Below are 17,670 nucleotides of genomic sequence, written 5' to 3' on the forward strand. Positions count from 1 at the left end.
TACAGCGTTTAGATCAGATACAGCAACGCCAAAAAGGTGGAACACTGCTAGGTGCTGGAATTATGGGGGCAGTTTCAGCCCTGATCGTTGGCCCGTGTATGAGCGCACCATTAGCAGGAGCTTTGCTCTATGTCTCTCATCTTGAACACAGCCTACTTGGTGGTTTCTACCTGTTTTTACTTGGCCTTGGGATTGGGATACCTTTATTTATCGCTAGTGTCTTTGGTGCTAAATATTTACCTAAGCCAGATTTATGGATGGATCGGTTAAAGTTTAGTTTTGGCTTTATCATGTTGGCAATGGCAGTGTATTTTGCTCGTCCTTTATTGCCTTTAACTTTGTACTATGTAGGACTTGCCTTAATTCTGATTGTAATGGCGGGATATTTACTTGGTATTTTACGCCATGTTATCCATATCTCTTATAAAGCTGCCATTCTGGTTTTGATCTGTGGCTGTGCTGTGAGTGGTATCTGGCATATCAATCAAGCGATTGCAAATGTCAAGACCACAGAAAGTAAGTCTCTTCAATCGTGGATCATTGTTAAAAATCAACAGGAGCTGAATCAGGCGTTAGCCACACATTCTAAAGATCGTATAGTACTTGATGTCTATGCTGACTGGTGTGTTGCTTGTCAGCCTATCGAAAGAGATGTTTTACCAAGAGCTGACGTTCAGGATGCATTAAAAAATGTGACCCGTATTAAGTTGGATTTAACCCAGTATGAAGGTTCGCAAGACATTATTCTAAAAAAGTGGCAGATTCTTGGTCCACCGACTGTATTGTTTCTTGCACCTAACCAGAAAGAGCAGCGTGATCTTCGTCTCACAGGTACTTATACCGCATCACAACTAATTCAGAATATTCAAAAATTAAATGAGGAGAATCAACCTTGATTTCTTCTCAAGCTTTGCATCTCGGTGTTTTTACACTCCCGTGGTCACTATTGATTTTACTGTCTGGACTTGTTGGCATATGGTTCATTGGGAAATATTTTAAGCAACGTCATCAATGGAATGATTCAACTTGGCAGTGCTATAAGGATTCCTTATGGACTGCACTATGGAGTGGCTTGTTTGCCGCAAGACTTGTATTTGTGCTAATTCATGCTGATTTATATTTGGCCCATCCAATAGATATCCTTAAGGTTCAGGATAAAGGATTTAACCTTTATGCAGGCATCATTGCGGGTAGTGGCTGGTTTGTCTGGAAAAATCGCTTATTAAAAGTGCCTGTATTGGTAAGCAGTTTTCTATTGTTTATCACAATACAGTTTGTGGGAATCAATCTACTCAACTATTGGAATGCACAGCAACACTATCCAGATTTAGCATTTAACGATCTCAAACAGCAACCACAATCACTGACTCAATTTATTGGTAAACCTACTGTCGTGAATTTATGGGCGAGTTGGTGTCCGCCTTGCCATCGTGAAATGCCTGTACTGTATCAGGCACAGCAAGATTATCCAGATGTCCAATTTATCATGCTAAATCAGGGAGAAACGCCTGAAGCGATTACCTCATACCTGCATAGTTATCAATTGAACTTTAACAATGTCCTGTTTGATTCACATGGGGAAATGGCTCAACACATGAATATGTATGGTCTACCCAGTACCTTATTTTTTAATGCTCAAGGACAACTTGTGGAACGCCATCTTGGTGAATTAAGCCAAGCTATGCTCAAACAATACCTGCAAAAAATTACTCATCCATCAAACCAATAGAGGTGCAACCTGATGAACTCTCATTCAAAGTTAATGTCTGGCTTAATATTATCCCTGAGTGCCGCTCAAGCATTTGCTGCTGTACCCACAATTAAGCAGAAACTGGAAAAAGAGGGCTTTAGCTTTGTGAAACAGATAGAGGCCCCTGCACAAATGACTGGCTGGGCAGGACATATGCAACAAAACCCTGCAACTGTCTTTATTTCTAATGACCAGAAATATTACATCATTGGTGATTTGCATAATGCCAAAGGAGATAACCTAACTGTTGATGCTCTGAACAAGCATGTTAAACAATCTGTATTGGATGATGTCTGGAAAAGTCTGGGTAAATCTGCTTATATTCAGGATGGCAATGTCAATGCACCACGTATTATCTATGTGTTCTCTGATCCAAACTGTCCATATTGTCATATGTTTTGGGAAAAAGCCCGTCCTTATGTAAAATCAGGAAAAGTCCAGTTACGTCATATTCAAGTGGCAGTGATTCGTCCAGAAAGTAGAGGACAGGCAGCAACATTACTTGCTGCTGCAAATCCAGCAAAGGTTTTTGAAGAATTTAATGCAGCCAAAGGGAAGCAAAAATTAAAGGAAATGAAACCAATCCCAGCGAACATTGCTCAAAAAATTGAAAGTAATGAAGAAATGATGACCAAATATGGTTTTTATGCGACACCTGCAATGATCTGGAAAAATAGTAAAGGACAAATGGAAACTGCTTCTGGCGTACCAAAAGATTTGAAAGGAGTTTTTCAATGATATATTTGAAAAATATGAGCCAAAACTAAGTTTGGCTCATATTTAAGTTCTAGTGTTTATATTGCAAGAATCATTTTAATAATTAATAAGTTAAATTATTTATTTAAAGTCTTAAAAAGATTCTTAAATTTATTCTTCCATTCATCGGGAGTTGCCCATGAGTGTTTGAGAGAAATAATCTCCTTAGTAAAATGTTCGCAATGGGCAGCCCATTTTTTAATCCCTTTTGCACTTTCAAGTTCTATACATATTTTCTTTATCTGTTCTCCTGTTAATCTATAAGGAGTAATGATAAGGAAAGCACAGAAAGCTTCATGGTTTTTATTTTTATGTATATCAATTAAATAGCAGTGATCAACTCTATCTTTGAGTTCTAATTTTAGAAATAATAGTTGTCTTCCTAACTTCTCATCAATCCAAGAAGGATGATTAGGATTAGGAACAAGTTCCTTGATTTGCAACAGGTTGAAGCCTTCTATTCCATCACCAAATTCATTAATAGCATAGACTTTTTGCAATGGAGAATTATTCTCTAACGCCAATGTTTGAAGTGATTCAATAATATACTGAATGTCAAAACGTTCATCTCTTGTAGGCGGTTTATCTGTAGTTTCTGACTTTTTGATCTTTGATTCCTCATTTCCATGTGGTGCATCAGATGATGTCTCAACATCTTCTGATTTATCGGTATAGGGTTGAATATAGGAATCAACTTCCACTGGATCGGTAGTAGGTTCATTGAATGAATATTTCAAGATACCATTGGTATTTCCTGATTCTACATCAGACCTTTTACGATATTCACCATTTACTCTTGATGGCGGTTTTTGGGTATTGATATGTTCGTTCTTATTTTTGCTCTTTTCCCGAGGAATTGGATTCTTTTCATTGTCTTTGGGAACAGTGTTAATGTGGTCTTGATTTACATCAATGGTATGGTCATCAATTGGATCAACTCTTTTGAATCGAGTGATAAAGAACCGTGTTTTATTATCATCTAACCAAAGCCCTTCTACCTCAACTGATAGCCTTGTTGGATGGGGAGGAAATGCGATTGGGTATCTTGTACCATTTTTACCATACTGAAGAGGATCAAAATCAGTAATTTCCATGCTGTGTTGAAGTCGCTCAACTATATTTTGAACATGTTCATTTAAAGCAAGATTTGCAAGGAAGATGATGGCGATTTCACCTAAGTCTTCATACGGTTTTCTAATCCTAATTCTGTATTCAGTTTGATCTTCTACATTTTCAGTTGTATAGGATTCAAGATAACGATTAATAATATTTTGAATTGATGAGGATAATACCATTCCTCTAATATCTTTACGGTTCACAAATAAACTATGTAGAATATGAACTGCGGAAGTAATTACCTGAATATTGCTATTAGATACCATTAAGCAGTGATTAACTTGTCGATAAGTTTCAGAAGAATAATGGGTAAAAGGGTATCCTTGCAGAATAAAGTCATTCCCTTTAGGTAACATAAGGTACTTTAAAGGCATGTAATATTCATTAGTATTTGGAATTTTATATGTGGGTTTGATATTTTTGGGTTTATGGCTTGTAAAATCAAATGTAAAATTTTTAGTAATTAACTTTCCATAAAATTTATAAACATTATCTTGTAAAATATTACCTTCCCAAATACTACCAATTTGAACAGTATCAATTTCTAGAAAAGGTACGAGAAATGTTGAACATCTTTGTACGTTTATCCACTTATCATTATCTTGAAGTTCAATTAATAGAACTTCTATAAGAGGATTGGTTGAGTCACTGCTTTCATTTCTAAGAAACCCACCATATCTATAGACAGTTCTACGAACGCCATCATTTGGGAAACAATCAATAGTTGTGACTTTAACATTTTTATTTGAAGACATATTTCTTAGTAGGTTTAATGAAATTCATATATAACTAGTATAGTTTTTACTCTCACTCTAGTTTATTTGTGTAAACTCTAATTTATTTGTGGAACTGACACCCGCCACCCACCAATGCGATGGCTGATGCTGTGTGGTGCGGGGCGCGAAATGGACGTTGTCCAAAGGTATGTTGGGCGTTTGCAACCGAATAGATACTTGCAACTTCTAAATTTTCATGTGCTGCTAAGGGCGGCAAAATTGAGGGTAATCTTGATGCGAGTAAGGTTTTCCCAGTGCCTGGAGGCCCTTTAAATAATAGTGAATGTCCTCCCGCAGCTGCAATTTCAAGCGCTCGACGAGGACGCAATTGTCCTTTTACATCGGCAAGATCAAGTTGATAGCCAGCAGAAATGGTTTCTGTTCTTTGTGGTGCGGCTTCTATCTTTGAATTGCCCAAAAAATGTGCACAAACATCTTGCAGATGTTGTGCAGCATAAACCTCAAAGTTTGGTAACTGATTGGCTTCTTCTACATTTGATATTGGCAGTAATAGGCGATGTTGAGCTTGTTGGCACGCCATGGCAATCGTTAAAGTACCTGACACTGGTCTTAAGTGCCCATCTAGTGCAAGTTCACCAATAAATTCAAATCCTTCAGTGCAGTTTTCAGGTAGTTGACCTGAGGCAACGAGGATGCCAAGTGCGATAGGTAAATCGAGTCGAGAGCCATCTTTGGGTAAGTCTGCGGGTGCTAAATTGATTGTTAAGCGCTTGGTTGGAAACTGAAAACCACTATTGATGATGGCTGAACGGACTCGATCTTTACTTTCTCTGACTGCGGCTTCTGGAAGTCCGACAATTGTTAGAGATGGAAGCCCTGAACTAATATGGACTTCAACCTCGATTTGAGGCGCATTCAGCCCTAATAATCCCCGCGTATAGATTTTTGCAAAAGACATTTTATTATTGTTCCATCATGGTGCTTTATTTTTAGTCACTTTAGGGTTTAATTTGCACTGTGTTGGTGCTTATTTTTTGTTCTGCACCATTTCTTCAAGTGACTTCATTTGTTGTTGTAATTCATTTAAGCGTTGATTGGCTGAATTAAGGGCAGTTCTTTGACGTTCTAGCTCTTGCTTTGATACGAGATCTAATTTTTCGATGCTTTCATTTAAAAGGGCACGTAGGTTTTTTTCTAAATCTTTTTTTGGTTGATCAACTTGCTGCAAAATTGCTTGTAAAAGAGTTTCAATCATAAAGAGCTCAATAGGTTATGTATATTTGCTGCTCAGTGTATCACTGCTTGTATTAATCCTCTAGCGCTGTTGAATCAAGCGCGATAGATAACTTAGAAATATCGCTAAACTTTGGCAAATGAAACTTATTTTCGATTGTATGTCTACATCTTGAAGCCTAAATAGGTTATAAAGAAAGCTTATGCCAAGTATTTAAAAATCCCCAACCTTTAAATATTGGCATGAAAATTGAACATAAAACCTTACTGGTGAAAATAAGCCGAAGGAAAACAAACATGAAGCTTGTAACTGCAATTGTAAAACCATTCAAATTAGATGATGTGCGTGAAGCACTCTCTGATATTGGTGTTCAAGGGATTACCGTAACTGAAGTCAAAGGTTTCGGACGTCAAAAAGGTCATACTGAACTGTATCGTGGTGCAGAGTATGTTGTTGATTTCTTACCGAAAGTAAAAATTGAAATTGCAATTAGCGATGAAATGGTTGATGCAGTCATTGAATCGATTACTCGTGTCGCAAGCACAGGCAAAATTGGTGATGGGAAAATCTTTGTCACGAATTTAGAGCAGGTTATCCGTATTCGTACTGGTGAAACTGGGCCAGATGCTGTCTAAATTGGCATAAAGTTTGCTGAGTTAGAAATTAAGAGAAATAGCTCACAAAATAAGGTTGGGGGACACGAATGAAAAAAATGCTTATGGCGCTCAGTCTATCTGGCGCACTCTTAGGTGGTTCAGCTGTTGTTTGGGCAGAAGATGCTGCATCAACTCCAGTCACTGAACAAACTGTAGCAGTTGCTGATACTGGCGCTGCAACTACAGAAGTCGTTGCAGTAGAAGCACCAGCTCCTGAAGAAGCTGCTCCAGCGGCTGAGGCGACAGTAGACACAGGCGATACAGCTTGGATTCTCGTTTCAACAGCACTCGTTCTGTTGATGACTATTCCTGGTTTGGCTCTCTTCTACGGTGGTATGGTTCGTAAGAAAAACGTTCTAAGCACTATGATGTTCAGCCTTTCTGCGGCAATTTTAGTTAGTTTAATTTGGGTAATCGTAGGTTATTCACTCGCATTCTCTGGTTCAGGCGCATATGTTGGCGACCTTGCCAAGGCAATGTTGAATGGGGTCGCATTTGATGCCTTGAGTGGAACCATTCCTGAAAGCTTATTTGTTATTTTCCAAATGACATTTGCGATCATTACTGTAGCGATTATCAGTGGTTCGATTGCAGATCGTATGAAATATTCAGCGTTCATGGTTTTCATCGCAGTATGGGTGATATTGGTATACGCACCAATTACTCACTGGGTATGGGCAGCTGATGGTTGGTTATTCCAAGCAGGTGCATTAGATTTTGCTGGTGGTACAGTTGTACATATCAACGCGGGTGTTGCTGGTTTAGTTGCAGCTTACATGTTGGGTAAACGTACTGGTTTAGGCCGTGAATCAATGGCTCCACACAACCTTACTCTTACTGTTATCGGTGCAAGCCTGATCTGGGTAGGTTGGTTCGGCTTTAACGGTGGTAGTGCGTTAGGTGCTGGTGCTCGTGCAAGTATGGCGATTTTAGTAACACAAGTTGCTGCTGCCGCTGCTGCATTCTCTTGGTTAATCGTAGAACGTGTGATTCGTGGTAAAGCATCTGTTTTAGGTGGTGCTTCTGGTGCGGTTGCTGGTTTAGTTGTGATTACACCTGCTGCTGGTTTTGTCGGAGTAGGCGGTGCTTTAATCATGGGCTTAATCGGTGGTGTAGTTTGCTTCTGGGGTATTACTGCATTGAAACGCTTCCTTAAAGCAGATGACGCTTTGGATGCATTCGGTTTACATGCTGTCGGTGGTATCGTTGGTGCGGTTCTTACAGGTGTGTTCTACAGTGATGAAATCATCAAAGCTGCTGAAGTTGCACTTGCTCCAACATTTGCTGGTCAATTATGGGTTCAAGTTGAAGGTGTATTGGCGACAATCGTATATAGCGGTGTTGTAACCTTCATTATCCTTAAAGTGATTGATTTAGTAATGGGTATCCGTGTAAGCGCTGATGATGAACGTATGGGTCTTGACCTTAGCCAGCATGGCGAACGTATCGAATAATCGATTATAGATCATCTTAAAAAACAGCCCTCATGGGCTGTTTTTTTATGCATGGGGTGAGCTAGTTCAGCATTTGCATAAACTTTGCTACACTTAAGCAAAGTGAGTAAATAATCGCAAAATTATGCATTGTCCTTTTTGTAACGCTGCTGATAGTAAAGTCATTGACTCTCGTCTGGCTGCCGAAGGGTGCCAGATTCGTCGTCGCCGTGAATGTACAGTTTGTGGTGAACGTTTCACGACCTTTGAAAGTTATGAAATGGTAATGCCTCGTGTGATCAAATCTGATGGTAAAAATGAACCATTTGATGAGGCAAAGCTACGTCGATCATTGATGCACGCATTACAAAAACGTCCAGTTACACAAGAGCAGATTGAAACAGTACTCAGTGATATCCAGTCACAAATTAGACGTTTGGGTGAGCGAGATGTGAAATCCAGAACGATCGGTGAAATCGTCATGCAAGCTTTATTTGCACTGGATCACGTTGCTTATGTCCGATTTGCTTCTGTCTATCAAGATTTCCAAGATGTCGAAGCATTCCGTCATCAAATTGAACAAATGCAACAACGCGAAAACGAAGCTTAAGTTAGAGAACCCATGTCTGAGTTAAATCAAGATTCCTTGTCTCAAGATCAGTATTGGATGCAACGAGCAATACAACTCGCTCGACTTGGACAATATTCGACAAAACCTAATCCAAATGTCGGCTGTGTCATTGTTAAAGATGGTCAACTGATTGGTGAAGGTTTTCACCCTCAAGCAGGGCAACCACATGCTGAGGTGTTTGCATTACGCCAAGCAGGTGAGAATGCTAAAGATGCGACAGCCTATGTAACGTTAGAACCATGTGCACATTATGGAAGAACACCGCCATGTGCTGAAGCTTTAGTCAAAGCACAGGTCAAAAAAGTTGTGGTTGCATGTGCTGATCCAAATCCTTTAGTGGCTGGTAAAGGTGTAAAAATTCTACAGGATGCTGGTATAGCGGTTGAAACGGGCATTTGTGAAGACATTGCAAAAACATTGAATTTGGGCTTTTTGAAGGCCATGGCGACGGGTCTGCCTTATGTACGTTTGAAGATTGCTTCAAGTCTCGATGGTAGGACGGCAATGGCGTCAGGCGAATCAAAGTGGATTACGGGGACAGCTGCTCGTCAGGATGTTCAGCATTGGCGTGCGATCTCTGGTGCTGTGATTACAGGTATTCAAACGGTTCTCGCTGATGACTGTGAACTGAATGTGCGATCTTTAGAAAATATTGACCTTGAACGTGTCGTTCAGCCTAAGCGGATTATCTTAGATCGTCAGGGGCAACTACCGCTTTCTGCAAAAATTTTACAGAATCCTGCAACTGTTATGGTGATGACACCATTTCGCCAAGAACTAGATGAATTAGGCGTGATACAATTAACGCCGCAACCTTTAAATCAGTTATTACAAACCTTATCTCAACAATATCAAATTTATGATGTGTTGGTTGAGGCAGGTGCAACATTGTCGACAGCCTTTTTACAGCAAGGTTTAGTTGATGAAATGATAAGTTATGTTGCGCCGACTTTGCTTGGTCAAACAGCTCGCGCCATGTTTAATGCTGAGTTTAGCCAAATGGCTGAGCAGCTTCGCTTTGAGTTAATCGATGTAACCCAACTTGGGCAAGATATTCGCCTAAGATTGCTCCCTATCCAAGAGATGATATGAATCCAGAACCATCGGTTTATCACAAACGTCGTCATGCGGCACGCACGACAGACGAGTATCTTTTTCATCAGTTAGTTCCTTATCTTGGTAATAAGCGTCGTCTGCTACATTTGATTCTTGAAGCACTTGAAATCACTGGAACACTGAATAGTAAGAAAAAGAACCCACCGATTTTTGCGGATTTCTTTGCAGGAAGTGGCGTGGTATCTCGTTTGGCCCGTCAAAATGGTTATCGTGTGATTGCCAATGATTGGGAGCCTTATAGTCATGCATTGAACCATGCTATTTTGGCTTCAGTTGATGCGCCAGCGTTTAAAGAATTAGGTGGCTATCAAAAAGCGATTGATTATTTAAATCGTTTGCCTGAAGTTAAAGGCTGGGTTACACATAATTTATGTCCTCGAAATGACGATGTATATGATCCTGCCCGTGACCGTTTGTTCTTCAAACGCCGTAATGGTATGCGTATTGATGCGATCCGTCAGCAAATCGCCACTTGGCAAGCCCAAGGTGCAATTAACGATGTTGAAATGAGTGCGTTATTAGCACCATTACTTTATTCAGCAAGTTTTGTCAGTAATACCAGTGGTGTATTTAAAAGTTTTCATCAAGGCTGGGGTGGACGCACACAAACTGCTTTAGAGCGCATCGAATCTTTGCTGTGGTTAACGCCAAGTCGATTCTGTGAAATGGGTGATACGAAGCGTCCTGCCGCAGAAGTGTGGTGTGTAGATGCACAGCATTTAGCAAATCAAATGAGTAGTTTTGAGGTTGATGTTGCTTATCTTGATCCGCCGTACAATCAGCATGCCTATAGTAGTAATTACCATGTATTGAATGCCTTAACGCTATGGGATCAAGTGGATTTGCCTCCTCCTGATACCAAAGGCTTTAAGAGTGGTATTGATCGTGCGTGGCGTAAAGAACGTCCAAGCCCATATAATTCATCAAAGCATGCAAAAGATGCTTATGAGAAATTATTAAATACGATTAACGCACGCTATATTCTGACCAGTTATTCGACTGATGGAAATATTGAGCCGAAGGATTTGCTGACAGCCAATTTGAAGCGCGGCAAAGTCACGTTATTGACACAAGATGTCCCTCGTTATCGCGTGAGTAAGCAACGTCAATCTGAGCGCGCACGTGTATTGGAGTTTATCGTGATTACTGATACGCATGCGAAGTCAGGCCCACCTTTAAGACAACTACTGGGGCAGCTTTATCACTTTGCTGAATTAGGCGGAGTCGATACTTCTGGTAATAGTACTCAGCTTGCGCTTTGGTAGTTTGAAAAACACCACTTCGAGCAATCAAAGTGGTGTTTTTGTATCAACTATTTCTAGTAAATCGGTTAATTAGATTAACTAAATCGGTTTGTGAGATAAATATCTGTTTTTATAATAAAAATCTCTCATTTTCCCGCGTAAAATTCGTGTAGAAAATATTTTGGTATTTTCTTTTAACTCTCATTTTAATTTAAGTTTTTAATTTAAAAACAGTGATTTGTGGAAATTTTAATGTTTTGATTTAAAGAGAATTACATCTTATTTTCCATAGAGGATAATTTTACTAATCGTTCAAAAAATTACCAAATGATATTGACCATAATAGAGAATAAATATAATTTGCCGTCCTTAATTTAGGGTCTTGCCTATTTGCAGCGATGACCAAGAGAGGTTGTTATGAGTCGCTCGGAACCCACCTTATTGGGGCAATGTGTAGCAGAGTTTTTCGCTACCGCAGTTTTTCTATCATTTGGTATTGGTGTGGTTGCTGCACTTAAACTTGCAGGAGCAAGTTTGGGGTTGTGGGAAATTAGCTTAGTGTGGGGCCTTGCTGTTGCATTGGCTGTCTACCTCTCAGCAGGTATTTCTGGTGCGCATCTGAACCCAGCTGTGACGATTGCATTGGCTTTATTTGCAGGTTTTGATAAACGCAAAGTACCTTTCTATATCATTTCCCAAGTGGCTGGCGCTGCTTTAGGTGCTCTTCTTGTTTATAGCTTATATAGCAATCTATTTATCGATTATGAGCAAAGTCATAATATGGTTCGTGGCAGTGTTGAAAGTCTAGAGTTGGCAGGAATTTTTTCAACCTATCCTCATCATTTGCTTTCTATTGGGCAAGCGTTCATGGTTGAAATGTTCATTACTATGTTGCTGCTTTGGTTGATTATGGCGATTGGCGATGATGGTAATGGTTTGCCTCGTGGACCATTAGCTCCGTTGTTAGTGGGTTTGTTGGTGGCGGTTATTGGTGCATCATTTGGCTCATTGACAGGCTTTGCAATGAATCCTGCACGTGACTTTGGCCCGAAAATAGTGGCTTATTTTTCAGGCTGGGGTCCTATTGCTTTTACGGGTGGACGGGATATTCCTTATTTTATCGTTCCGATTATTGCTCCGATTGTTGGTGCTTGCTTGGGTGTTTTGGGATATAAATTATTTTTTAGTCATTTCTTGGTTAACCATCAAGTCGAAGTTAAATCGAATACTGAAAAGCAAATTTCAGAAATGCAGTCTTGATAAGCGAAGATGAATGAAATGTAAGGGCGATCAAAGGATTGCCCTTTTTTTGTAGAGGGAGATTTGAGTGAAGGGTGGCTTGTTATCTCTAGTTCTTTGTTTTAAGGTATCTGATTCACGCTGGTACGTACTTGAATAAAGGTAGGTTATAAGTCTCATGTTTACAGGTATTATTGAAAGTTTAGGTAAGGTTGAGAGCCTACAAAGTGTGGGCGGTGATGTACGCTTGCGTATTCAAACTGATTTAGATATGTCTGATGTGCATTTGGGTGATTCAATTGCAACCAATGGAATCTGCTTAACCGTGATCGAATGGGGCGCAAACTGGTATGCAGCAGATGTTTCTCGTGAAAGTTTGAATCGAACCACTTTAGGTCAATGGAAAGTGGGTCAAGCTGTGAATGTGGAAAAGGCAATGTTGCCAACCACGCGTTTTGGCGGACATATTGTCAGTGGTCATGTTGATGGTTTGGGTGAAATTACTTTGGTTCGTGAAGATGCACGTTCATTATATTTTGAAGTGACGGCACCTGTTGAGTTAGCTAAATATTTAGCTGAAAAAGGCTCAGTGACTGTGGATGGTATTAGCCTGACGATTAATCATTTACGTGGCAATATTTTGAGTTTAAATCTGATTCCACATACAGCAGAACGTACCAATATCGGTACTTGGCAAGTGGGTACGAAAGTGAATTTAGAAGTTGATGTGCTAGCACGTTATATCGAGCGCTTATTATTAGGTGATAAAGCGGCAGAGCAGAAATCAGAATCCAATATCAGCATGGCTTTCTTAGCTGAAAATGGTTTTTTAAAATAATAGACCCGAATAAAAAGCCCAGTTGAAACTGGGCTTTTATTACTTTTCATCTGAGAATTCACTGTTCTTTAGAATATATTCGATTTCATCTTGAGCTAGAGCATGCAATTTGGCGCGGAAAACAGTGACGGCCTGTTCAATGAGACTTTCTGCTTCCAGTTCCAAGCGTACACGCACACTTTCCAACTCAGATAAAATCTGTTGATCGTCAATAACCAAACGTTGTGGTTGCGCAAAGTCGATACTCGGTTGCTCAGGATTTGGTTGATAACGTTCAGTCTGTTGAGCAATTTCTTGATCAATATGATTGCGTAAAGCCACTAAGTTTTCAGTTTGTTGCTCAAATTGCTTTGCTTCATCGGCATGGAGCTGGGCAGCGTATGCTGCTTCAGCGGCACGTTTCTCTTCTAAGGCTTTCTCAAGTGCAAGTTGCTTGCGAATGCGCGCTTGTTCAATTAATTCTGCTTTGAGATCAGCATAGGCTTGTTCAATACGCTGTTGCGAAATTTGTTGAGCCTTTTCCTCATCAAATTTCCACGTTTGAATTGATGTTTGTGGTTGCAGCAGGTCACAGATGCGCGCTAGATCTTCCTGATAGGTTTGACGAACAGCTTCAGGGGTATTGAGCCAACGTTTCTTAAAGTCCTGACCTACATTTAATGCCACACGATACTCCTCAAATGATCTCATCTCATACAGATTTATAATTTAAATGTCCGAGGCTCAATGCCTAAACGACGATACAGTTTAAATTTTTCTCGCCCGATCTGCTTAGCAGTCTCATTATTTTCAATAATCTCGATAATGTGGCGAAAATCTTGAGTTTGTTCAAGTGCATGATTGTTAAAATTAAACACGATCCAATCTTTCGAGGGTGGAAGCTCTGAGGAAATACAAACTGCACTGTTTGGCGTATCAATACCATGCGGGATAAAACTAAGTTGGTCGAAAGTCCAGAGTTTCTCGTCGAGTTCAGTTTGTAATTCTGAATCAGTACAATGCCACCAGATTTGAGGATGCTGATTCAGAATTTTGCGACATAGGCGGCAAGCACTTTCGACTTGCCGTTCTGTACTATTTTCAAAGAGATAAAAACTAATCTGCGGGTTCACTAACATCAAACCTTAGTGATTCGTCTGAGCACGATTTGCTAAAAATTGCATGAGCAATGGAACTGGGCGACCTGTTGCACCTTTGGCTGCACCTGATAACCATGCTGTACCTGCAACGTCTAAGTGTGCCCAACGGTATTCACGGGTAAAGCGTTCAAGGAAGCAAGCTGCTGTAATCGCGCCACCATGTGGTCCACCGATATTGGCAATATCAGCAAAAGGCGTATCGAGTAATTCTTGGTATTCTTCCATTACTGGCATACGCCATACACGGTCAAGTGATTGTTCGCCAGCTTGGAGTAGATCTTGAGCGAGTTCATCATCAGGCGTAAATAAGCCGCTCACTACTTTGCCAAGTGCAACAACACATGCACCTGTCAAGGTTGCGATATCAATCACAAGGGCAGGGTTAAAGCGTTTGATATAGGTCAATGTATCACACAATACTAAACGGCCTTCAGCATCGGTATTTAGGATTTCAACAGTTTGGCCGCTCATCGTTGTGACAATATCACCCGGACGTGTAGCATGGCCTGATGGCATATTTTCAGCAGCCGCAATTGCACCTACGACATGAATTGGAAGTTTTGCTTCACAAAGTGCTTGCATTGTACCGAGAACAGAAGCAGCGCCGCACATATCGAATTTCATCTCATCCATGCCAGCACCAGGTTTAAGCGAAATACCACCTGTATCGAAAGTTACGCCTTTACCCACTAAGACAACAGGTGCTTGATCAGTATTGGCATTATATTCTAGTGTAACGATACGACCTGGACGATCTGAACCTTTGCTGACGGCAAGAAATGCGTACATGCCAAGATCAGCCATTTGCTGCTCATCTAATACGGTGACTTTGAGTACATCAGGATATTGCTTTGCCAATGCGAGTGCTTGATCTGCAAGATATTCGGGGAAGCAAATATTGCCCGGACGGTTACCCAAATCACGCGCGTAGCTCTGACCAGATTGCACTGCATGGATCAAGTTCAATTGTGCTTCATCCAAAGATGTCTGGCTCGCGATGAGATCAATCGTTTCTAAAACAAATTCGTTCTTTTTTGACTTGAACTCATCATAACCATAAGCAGCTTGAGTGAGACTAAGTGCAAACAAATGATGTAAATCAGTTGGTAATGCAGATAAATCGACAGTAATTTGTTTAAATTTATTTTGTGATGATTTGATAATGGTTTGTGCGAGTTTTGCTAATTTAATCGCTTTTAACTCATTACTTTTACCCAATCCAAGGATTTGAGCATTTGGTTGTGCAGCAATTTTTGCAATCAGTGCTAAGTTTTCATTAAAACCTGCTTTGAATTGAGTTGCAGTAATAGATTCTTCTAGGTCTTTGATTTGGTATGAATTTAAATTTTGTTGTAGTTGTTCTGAATCAACCAAAATCCATAAAGATTCACTAGATGATTGTGCTGGAAGGCTAGTGTGCAGGGTAAATTTCATTGTTTATATAAAACCTAATGCATAAAAAACGGAGATCAGTCCATTAAACACTTTCAGATATGAGGTTGCAATCCGCAACAAGCGATAGGTTTTATATTTTTAACATTCGGGTAAACTAGCACTACCCCTCGATTGGTCTATTTTTGGAAGCATTACTTTGATTATTCGGCGTTACCTCGTCAAACAAGTGGTGTCCACCTCTCTGGTTGTGACTGCCTTACTCACGTTAATTATCATGGGTGGCCAGTTAATCAAGATATTTGGACGAGCTGCACAAGGTCGTTTGGATGCTGGCGTGCTGCTCAGTATTATTGCTTATCGTCTGCCAGAATTCTTAACTTTGATTCTGCCATTAGGTTTCTTTATTGGTCTAATGTTGGTATTTGGTCGTCTGTATGTCGATCATGAAATGGCAGTTTTGAATGGCAGTGGGGTCAGTCGAAATCAATTAGCAAGATTATTGCTGCCGATGACTTTGGTTTATTTGTTTGTTCAGTCATTTTTAATGTTCTGGGGCTCGTCATCAGGCATACGTGCTTATGAAAATTTGATGCAAACCCAAGCCGTTCGTGCGGGTTTTGATTTAGTTCGACCGAGAGAGTTCATTTCCTCTGGCCCTTATACAATTTATGCGGGTTCTCTTTCAGAAGATCGAAAGAACTTAAAAGACATTTTCTATTATCAAAAAGCAGATCGTGAAGATAAGCCAGACGTCATGATTCTGGCAAAAGAAGCGACACGCGTTGAAATGGCGAACGACACGGCAAATGTAGTTGACTTGGTACAAGGTCGCCGTTATGAAATTTATCCAAATCAGCCAAGATATACGCAAGCCGAATTTCAGTCTTATCGTTTACGTTTAGAAAATGATAAGGATGTAAAATTTGAAAGTGATGATGTTGAAGCATTATCAATGAGTAAGTTGTGGCAAAAACGTGACGACTCAGTTGTTAGAAGTGAATTGGGTTGGCGAATTTTCGGTCCTTTTGTCATTGTCGTTGCATTAATGTTAGCTGTTGCATTGTCTGAAGTGAGTCCTCGACAAGGTCGTTATTATCGTCTTATTCCTTCAATTTTTATTTTTGCCAGCTTAATTGTATTGATGATCGCAATTAAGACTCGTATTAGTAAAGGTGAGTTGGATGTTTGGGCATATCCAGCAGCATTGCTAATTTATGCAACTGCTGCGGCAATTTTTGCGCGTAAACAAAAGTTAGCACCAAAAATTAAGAAAAGTATTCAGCGAGTGGGGTTGTGATGTTAGCACGTCGAATAGTTGCCAAACATGTCGTGAAAACCACGGTTTTAGCGATGCTCGGAACCACGCTGGTCTTGTCATTTTTACAGATTTTATTTACCTATTTAGGTGAGTTGGGTTCACTCAAAGATAACTATAATGCATGGCAGGCTTTCCTCTATGTGTTGTGGGGTGCTCCAAGCTATTTATATGAGATTCTCCCTGTTGCTGCTTTGATTGGTTCAGTTTTAGGTTTGGGTGCTTTGGCATCTAACAGTGAATTGATTGTTATGCGCTCGATTGGTATTAGTCTGTGGCGTATCGTTGGCTGGGTTATGCGTTCAGCACTTTTATTGATTGTTTTATCTTTTGTCTTAAGTGAGTGGGTGATCCCTTATACCAATGAAAAAGCACAAAGCATTAAGAAACAACGTAGTGTTGCCACTTTAGGCGAAGTGAAAGGGTATTGGTCACGCGAAGGTCAGCGCTTTACTTATATTGATTATGCGAACTCACAAGGGCAGTTACGTAATATTCAATCCATTGATTTTGATGAGAACTACCGTTTACAGTCGTTTATTACTGCGGATAAAGGTCAATTTGTTAAAGATGGTCAGTGGAATTTAGAACAATCACATCAGGTTGATTTACTGGCTCAAGGGAATGCCATCAAAACAGATCATGAGCAACAAGCTCTTGGTTTGGCTTTACAACCAAAATATGTACATATGGTGACTTTAGATCCAGATGATTTGTCGCCAAGTCAACTGATTAGCTTCATGCAATATTTAAAAGAATATAGCCAAGTACCAAAAACCTATGAGTTGGCTTTTTGGCAGAAAGTTTCATCTCCGTTTGCCATGATTGCCTTGGTATTAATCGCCTGTTCGTTTATTTTCGGGCCTTTACGTCAACAATCGATGGGCTTCCGTTTGGTTATTGCCTTATTCACTGGTCTTGGTTTTTTCTATCTACAAGACTTCTTGGGATATGCAAGTCTAGTCTATGCACCATCGCCTGCGTGGTTTGTGTTATTGCCGATTTTGATGATGTTTGGAGTGGGCAGTTATTTGCTTTATCGAGCAAGATAAACCGATTTGACAATTCTAT

At 40.1% G+C, this 17,670-nt stretch carries 17 protein-coding genes and 1 pseudogene; 12 read left to right on the top strand and 6 right to left on the bottom strand.

Annotated features, from left to right (window positions below):
* The 3 genes from B4237_RS12765 to dsbG all read left to right on the top strand — a co-directional run.
* Positions 1-896: thioredoxin family protein (locus tag B4237_RS12765; RefSeq protein WP_286943431.1), on the top strand; the 896-nt coding region annotated here is incomplete at its 5' end.
* Complete coding sequence (locus B4237_RS12770) at positions 893-1,729, top strand: TlpA disulfide reductase family protein (protein WP_286943433.1); 837 nt, start codon at positions 893-895, stop codon at positions 1,727-1,729. The genes B4237_RS12765 and B4237_RS12770, both read left to right, overlap by 4 nt.
* Before the next feature lie 12 nt (positions 1,730-1,741).
* The gene (gene dsbG, locus B4237_RS12775) at positions 1,742-2,488 is read left to right on the top strand and encodes a thiol:disulfide interchange protein DsbG (RefSeq protein ID WP_286943441.1); all 747 of its coding nucleotides are present in this window, start codon (positions 1,742-1,744) and stop codon (positions 2,486-2,488) included.
* Positions 2,489-2,583: 95 nt separating this feature from the next.
* On the opposite strand, the gene B4237_RS12780 is transcribed toward dsbG, so the two are convergent.
* The 3 genes and pseudogenes from B4237_RS12780 to B4237_RS12790 form a co-directional block, all read right to left on the bottom strand.
* Positions 2,584-4,377, bottom strand: coding sequence for a hypothetical protein (locus tag B4237_RS12780; RefSeq protein ID WP_286943443.1), 1,794 nt, complete (start codon positions 4,375-4,377; stop codon positions 2,584-2,586).
* Between the two features lie 100 nt (positions 4,378-4,477).
* Positions 4,478-5,317 (bottom strand): annotated as a pseudogene (locus B4237_RS12785) (YifB family Mg chelatase-like AAA ATPase); the annotation flags it as partial.
* A 69-nt stretch (positions 5,318-5,386) separates the two neighbouring features.
* The gene (locus B4237_RS12790) at positions 5,387-5,614 is read right to left on the bottom strand and encodes an accessory factor UbiK family protein (protein WP_004876316.1); all 228 of its coding nucleotides are present in this window, start codon (positions 5,612-5,614) and stop codon (positions 5,387-5,389) included.
* Positions 5,615-5,889: 275 nt separating this feature from the next.
* On the opposite strand from B4237_RS12790, the gene glnK reads away from it, so the two are divergent.
* The 7 genes from glnK to B4237_RS12825 all read left to right on the top strand — a co-directional run bounded on the left by glnK (position 5,890) and on the right by B4237_RS12825 (position 12,750).
* Entirely contained in the window at positions 5,890-6,228 is a 339-nt protein-coding gene (gene glnK / locus B4237_RS12795; RefSeq protein ID WP_000780326.1) for a P-II family nitrogen regulator, read from the top strand.
* 68 nt (positions 6,229-6,296) lie between these two features.
* Positions 6,297-7,703 carry an ammonium transporter gene (locus B4237_RS12800; RefSeq protein ID WP_004876320.1) on the top strand — a complete coding sequence of 469 codons (1,407 nt, stop codon included), beginning with the start codon at positions 6,297-6,299 and terminating at the stop codon, positions 7,701-7,703.
* Positions 7,704-7,827: 124 nt separating this feature from the next.
* Positions 7,828-8,292 (top strand): transcriptional regulator NrdR, encoded by a 465-nt coding sequence (nrdR, locus tag B4237_RS12805; RefSeq protein ID WP_004876323.1) that lies wholly within the window; start codon positions 7,828-7,830, stop codon positions 8,290-8,292.
* A 12-nt stretch (positions 8,293-8,304) separates the two neighbouring features.
* Complete coding sequence (ribD, locus tag B4237_RS12810; protein ID WP_278595670.1) at positions 8,305-9,405, top strand: bifunctional diaminohydroxyphosphoribosylaminopyrimidine deaminase/5-amino-6-(5-phosphoribosylamino)uracil reductase RibD; 1,101 nt, start codon at positions 8,305-8,307, stop codon at positions 9,403-9,405.
* Positions 9,402-10,694 carry a DNA adenine methylase gene (locus B4237_RS12815; protein WP_004876328.1) on the top strand — a complete coding sequence of 431 codons (1,293 nt, stop codon included), beginning with the start codon at positions 9,402-9,404 and terminating at the stop codon, positions 10,692-10,694. Before ribD ends, B4237_RS12815 begins: the two co-directional genes overlap by 4 nt.
* Before the next feature lie 396 nt (positions 10,695-11,090).
* The gene (locus B4237_RS12820; RefSeq protein WP_278595671.1) at positions 11,091-11,933 is read left to right on the top strand and encodes an MIP/aquaporin family protein; all 843 of its coding nucleotides are present in this window, start codon (positions 11,091-11,093) and stop codon (positions 11,931-11,933) included.
* A 157-nt stretch (positions 11,934-12,090) separates the two neighbouring features.
* On the top strand, positions 12,091-12,750 hold the full coding sequence (locus tag B4237_RS12825) for a riboflavin synthase (RefSeq protein ID WP_007479787.1): 660 nt from the start codon (positions 12,091-12,093) through the stop codon (positions 12,748-12,750).
* Between the two features lie 39 nt (positions 12,751-12,789).
* Here B4237_RS12825 and blhA read toward each other — a convergent pair whose 3' ends face one another.
* The 3 genes from blhA to B4237_RS12840 are packed head-to-tail and all read right to left on the bottom strand — an operon-like array spanning position 12,790 to position 15,323.
* On the bottom strand, positions 12,790-13,416 hold the full coding sequence (blhA, locus tag B4237_RS12830) for a cell division protein BlhA (protein ID WP_007479789.1): 627 nt from the start codon (positions 13,414-13,416) through the stop codon (positions 12,790-12,792).
* Positions 13,417-13,451: 35 nt separating this feature from the next.
* A complete protein-coding gene (locus tag B4237_RS12835) occupies positions 13,452-13,868 on the bottom strand; it encodes a DNA polymerase III subunit chi (RefSeq protein ID WP_278595695.1) in 417 nt (138 codons plus the stop codon).
* A 6-nt stretch (positions 13,869-13,874) separates the two neighbouring features.
* Positions 13,875-15,323 (bottom strand): leucyl aminopeptidase, encoded by a 1,449-nt coding sequence (locus tag B4237_RS12840; protein ID WP_278595672.1) that lies wholly within the window; start codon positions 15,321-15,323, stop codon positions 13,875-13,877.
* A gap of 157 nt (positions 15,324-15,480) precedes the next feature.
* Between B4237_RS12840 and lptF the strand changes: the two genes are divergently transcribed.
* Together lptF and lptG are read left to right on the top strand one after the other, a co-directional pair.
* Complete coding sequence (gene lptF / locus B4237_RS12845; RefSeq protein WP_004876341.1) at positions 15,481-16,581, top strand: LPS export ABC transporter permease LptF; 1,101 nt, start codon at positions 15,481-15,483, stop codon at positions 16,579-16,581.
* A complete protein-coding gene (gene lptG, locus B4237_RS12850; protein WP_004876343.1) occupies positions 16,581-17,651 on the top strand; it encodes an LPS export ABC transporter permease LptG in 1,071 nt (356 codons plus the stop codon). The genes lptF and lptG overlap by 1 nt, the downstream gene beginning before the upstream one ends.
* The last annotated feature ends 19 nt before the right edge of the window (positions 17,652-17,670 follow it).

Source organism: Acinetobacter sp. UBA6526, assembly GCF_002434875.1.
GTDB classification, from domain to species: domain Bacteria; phylum Pseudomonadota; class Gammaproteobacteria; order Pseudomonadales; family Moraxellaceae; genus Acinetobacter; species Acinetobacter venetianus.

Coding starts and splice junctions, on each gene's coding strand:
- dsbG (WP_286943441.1), top strand. CDS start 1,742: ATGAACTCTCATTCAAAGTTAATGTCTGGCTTAATATTATCCCTGAGT.
- B4237_RS12780 (WP_286943443.1), bottom strand. CDS start 4,377: ATGTCTTCAAATAAAAATGTTAAAGTCACAACTATTGATTGTTTCCCA.
- B4237_RS12790 (WP_004876316.1), bottom strand. CDS start 5,614: ATGATTGAAACTCTTTTACAAGCAATTTTGCAGCAAGTTGATCAACCA.
- glnK (WP_000780326.1), top strand. CDS start 5,890: ATGAAGCTTGTAACTGCAATTGTAAAACCATTCAAATTAGATGATGTG.
- B4237_RS12800 (WP_004876320.1), top strand. CDS start 6,297: ATGAAAAAAATGCTTATGGCGCTCAGTCTATCTGGCGCACTCTTAGGT.
- nrdR (WP_004876323.1), top strand. CDS start 7,828: ATGCATTGTCCTTTTTGTAACGCTGCTGATAGTAAAGTCATTGACTCT.
- ribD (WP_278595670.1), top strand. CDS start 8,305: ATGTCTGAGTTAAATCAAGATTCCTTGTCTCAAGATCAGTATTGGATG.
- B4237_RS12815 (WP_004876328.1), top strand. CDS start 9,402: ATGAATCCAGAACCATCGGTTTATCACAAACGTCGTCATGCGGCACGC.
- B4237_RS12820 (WP_278595671.1), top strand. CDS start 11,091: ATGAGTCGCTCGGAACCCACCTTATTGGGGCAATGTGTAGCAGAGTTT.
- B4237_RS12825 (WP_007479787.1), top strand. CDS start 12,091: ATGTTTACAGGTATTATTGAAAGTTTAGGTAAGGTTGAGAGCCTACAA.
- B4237_RS12835 (WP_278595695.1), bottom strand. CDS start 13,868: ATGTTAGTGAACCCGCAGATTAGTTTTTATCTCTTTGAAAATAGTACA.
- B4237_RS12840 (WP_278595672.1), bottom strand. CDS start 15,323: ATGAAATTTACCCTGCACACTAGCCTTCCAGCACAATCATCTAGTGAA.
- lptG (WP_004876343.1), top strand. CDS start 16,581: ATGTTAGCACGTCGAATAGTTGCCAAACATGTCGTGAAAACCACGGTT.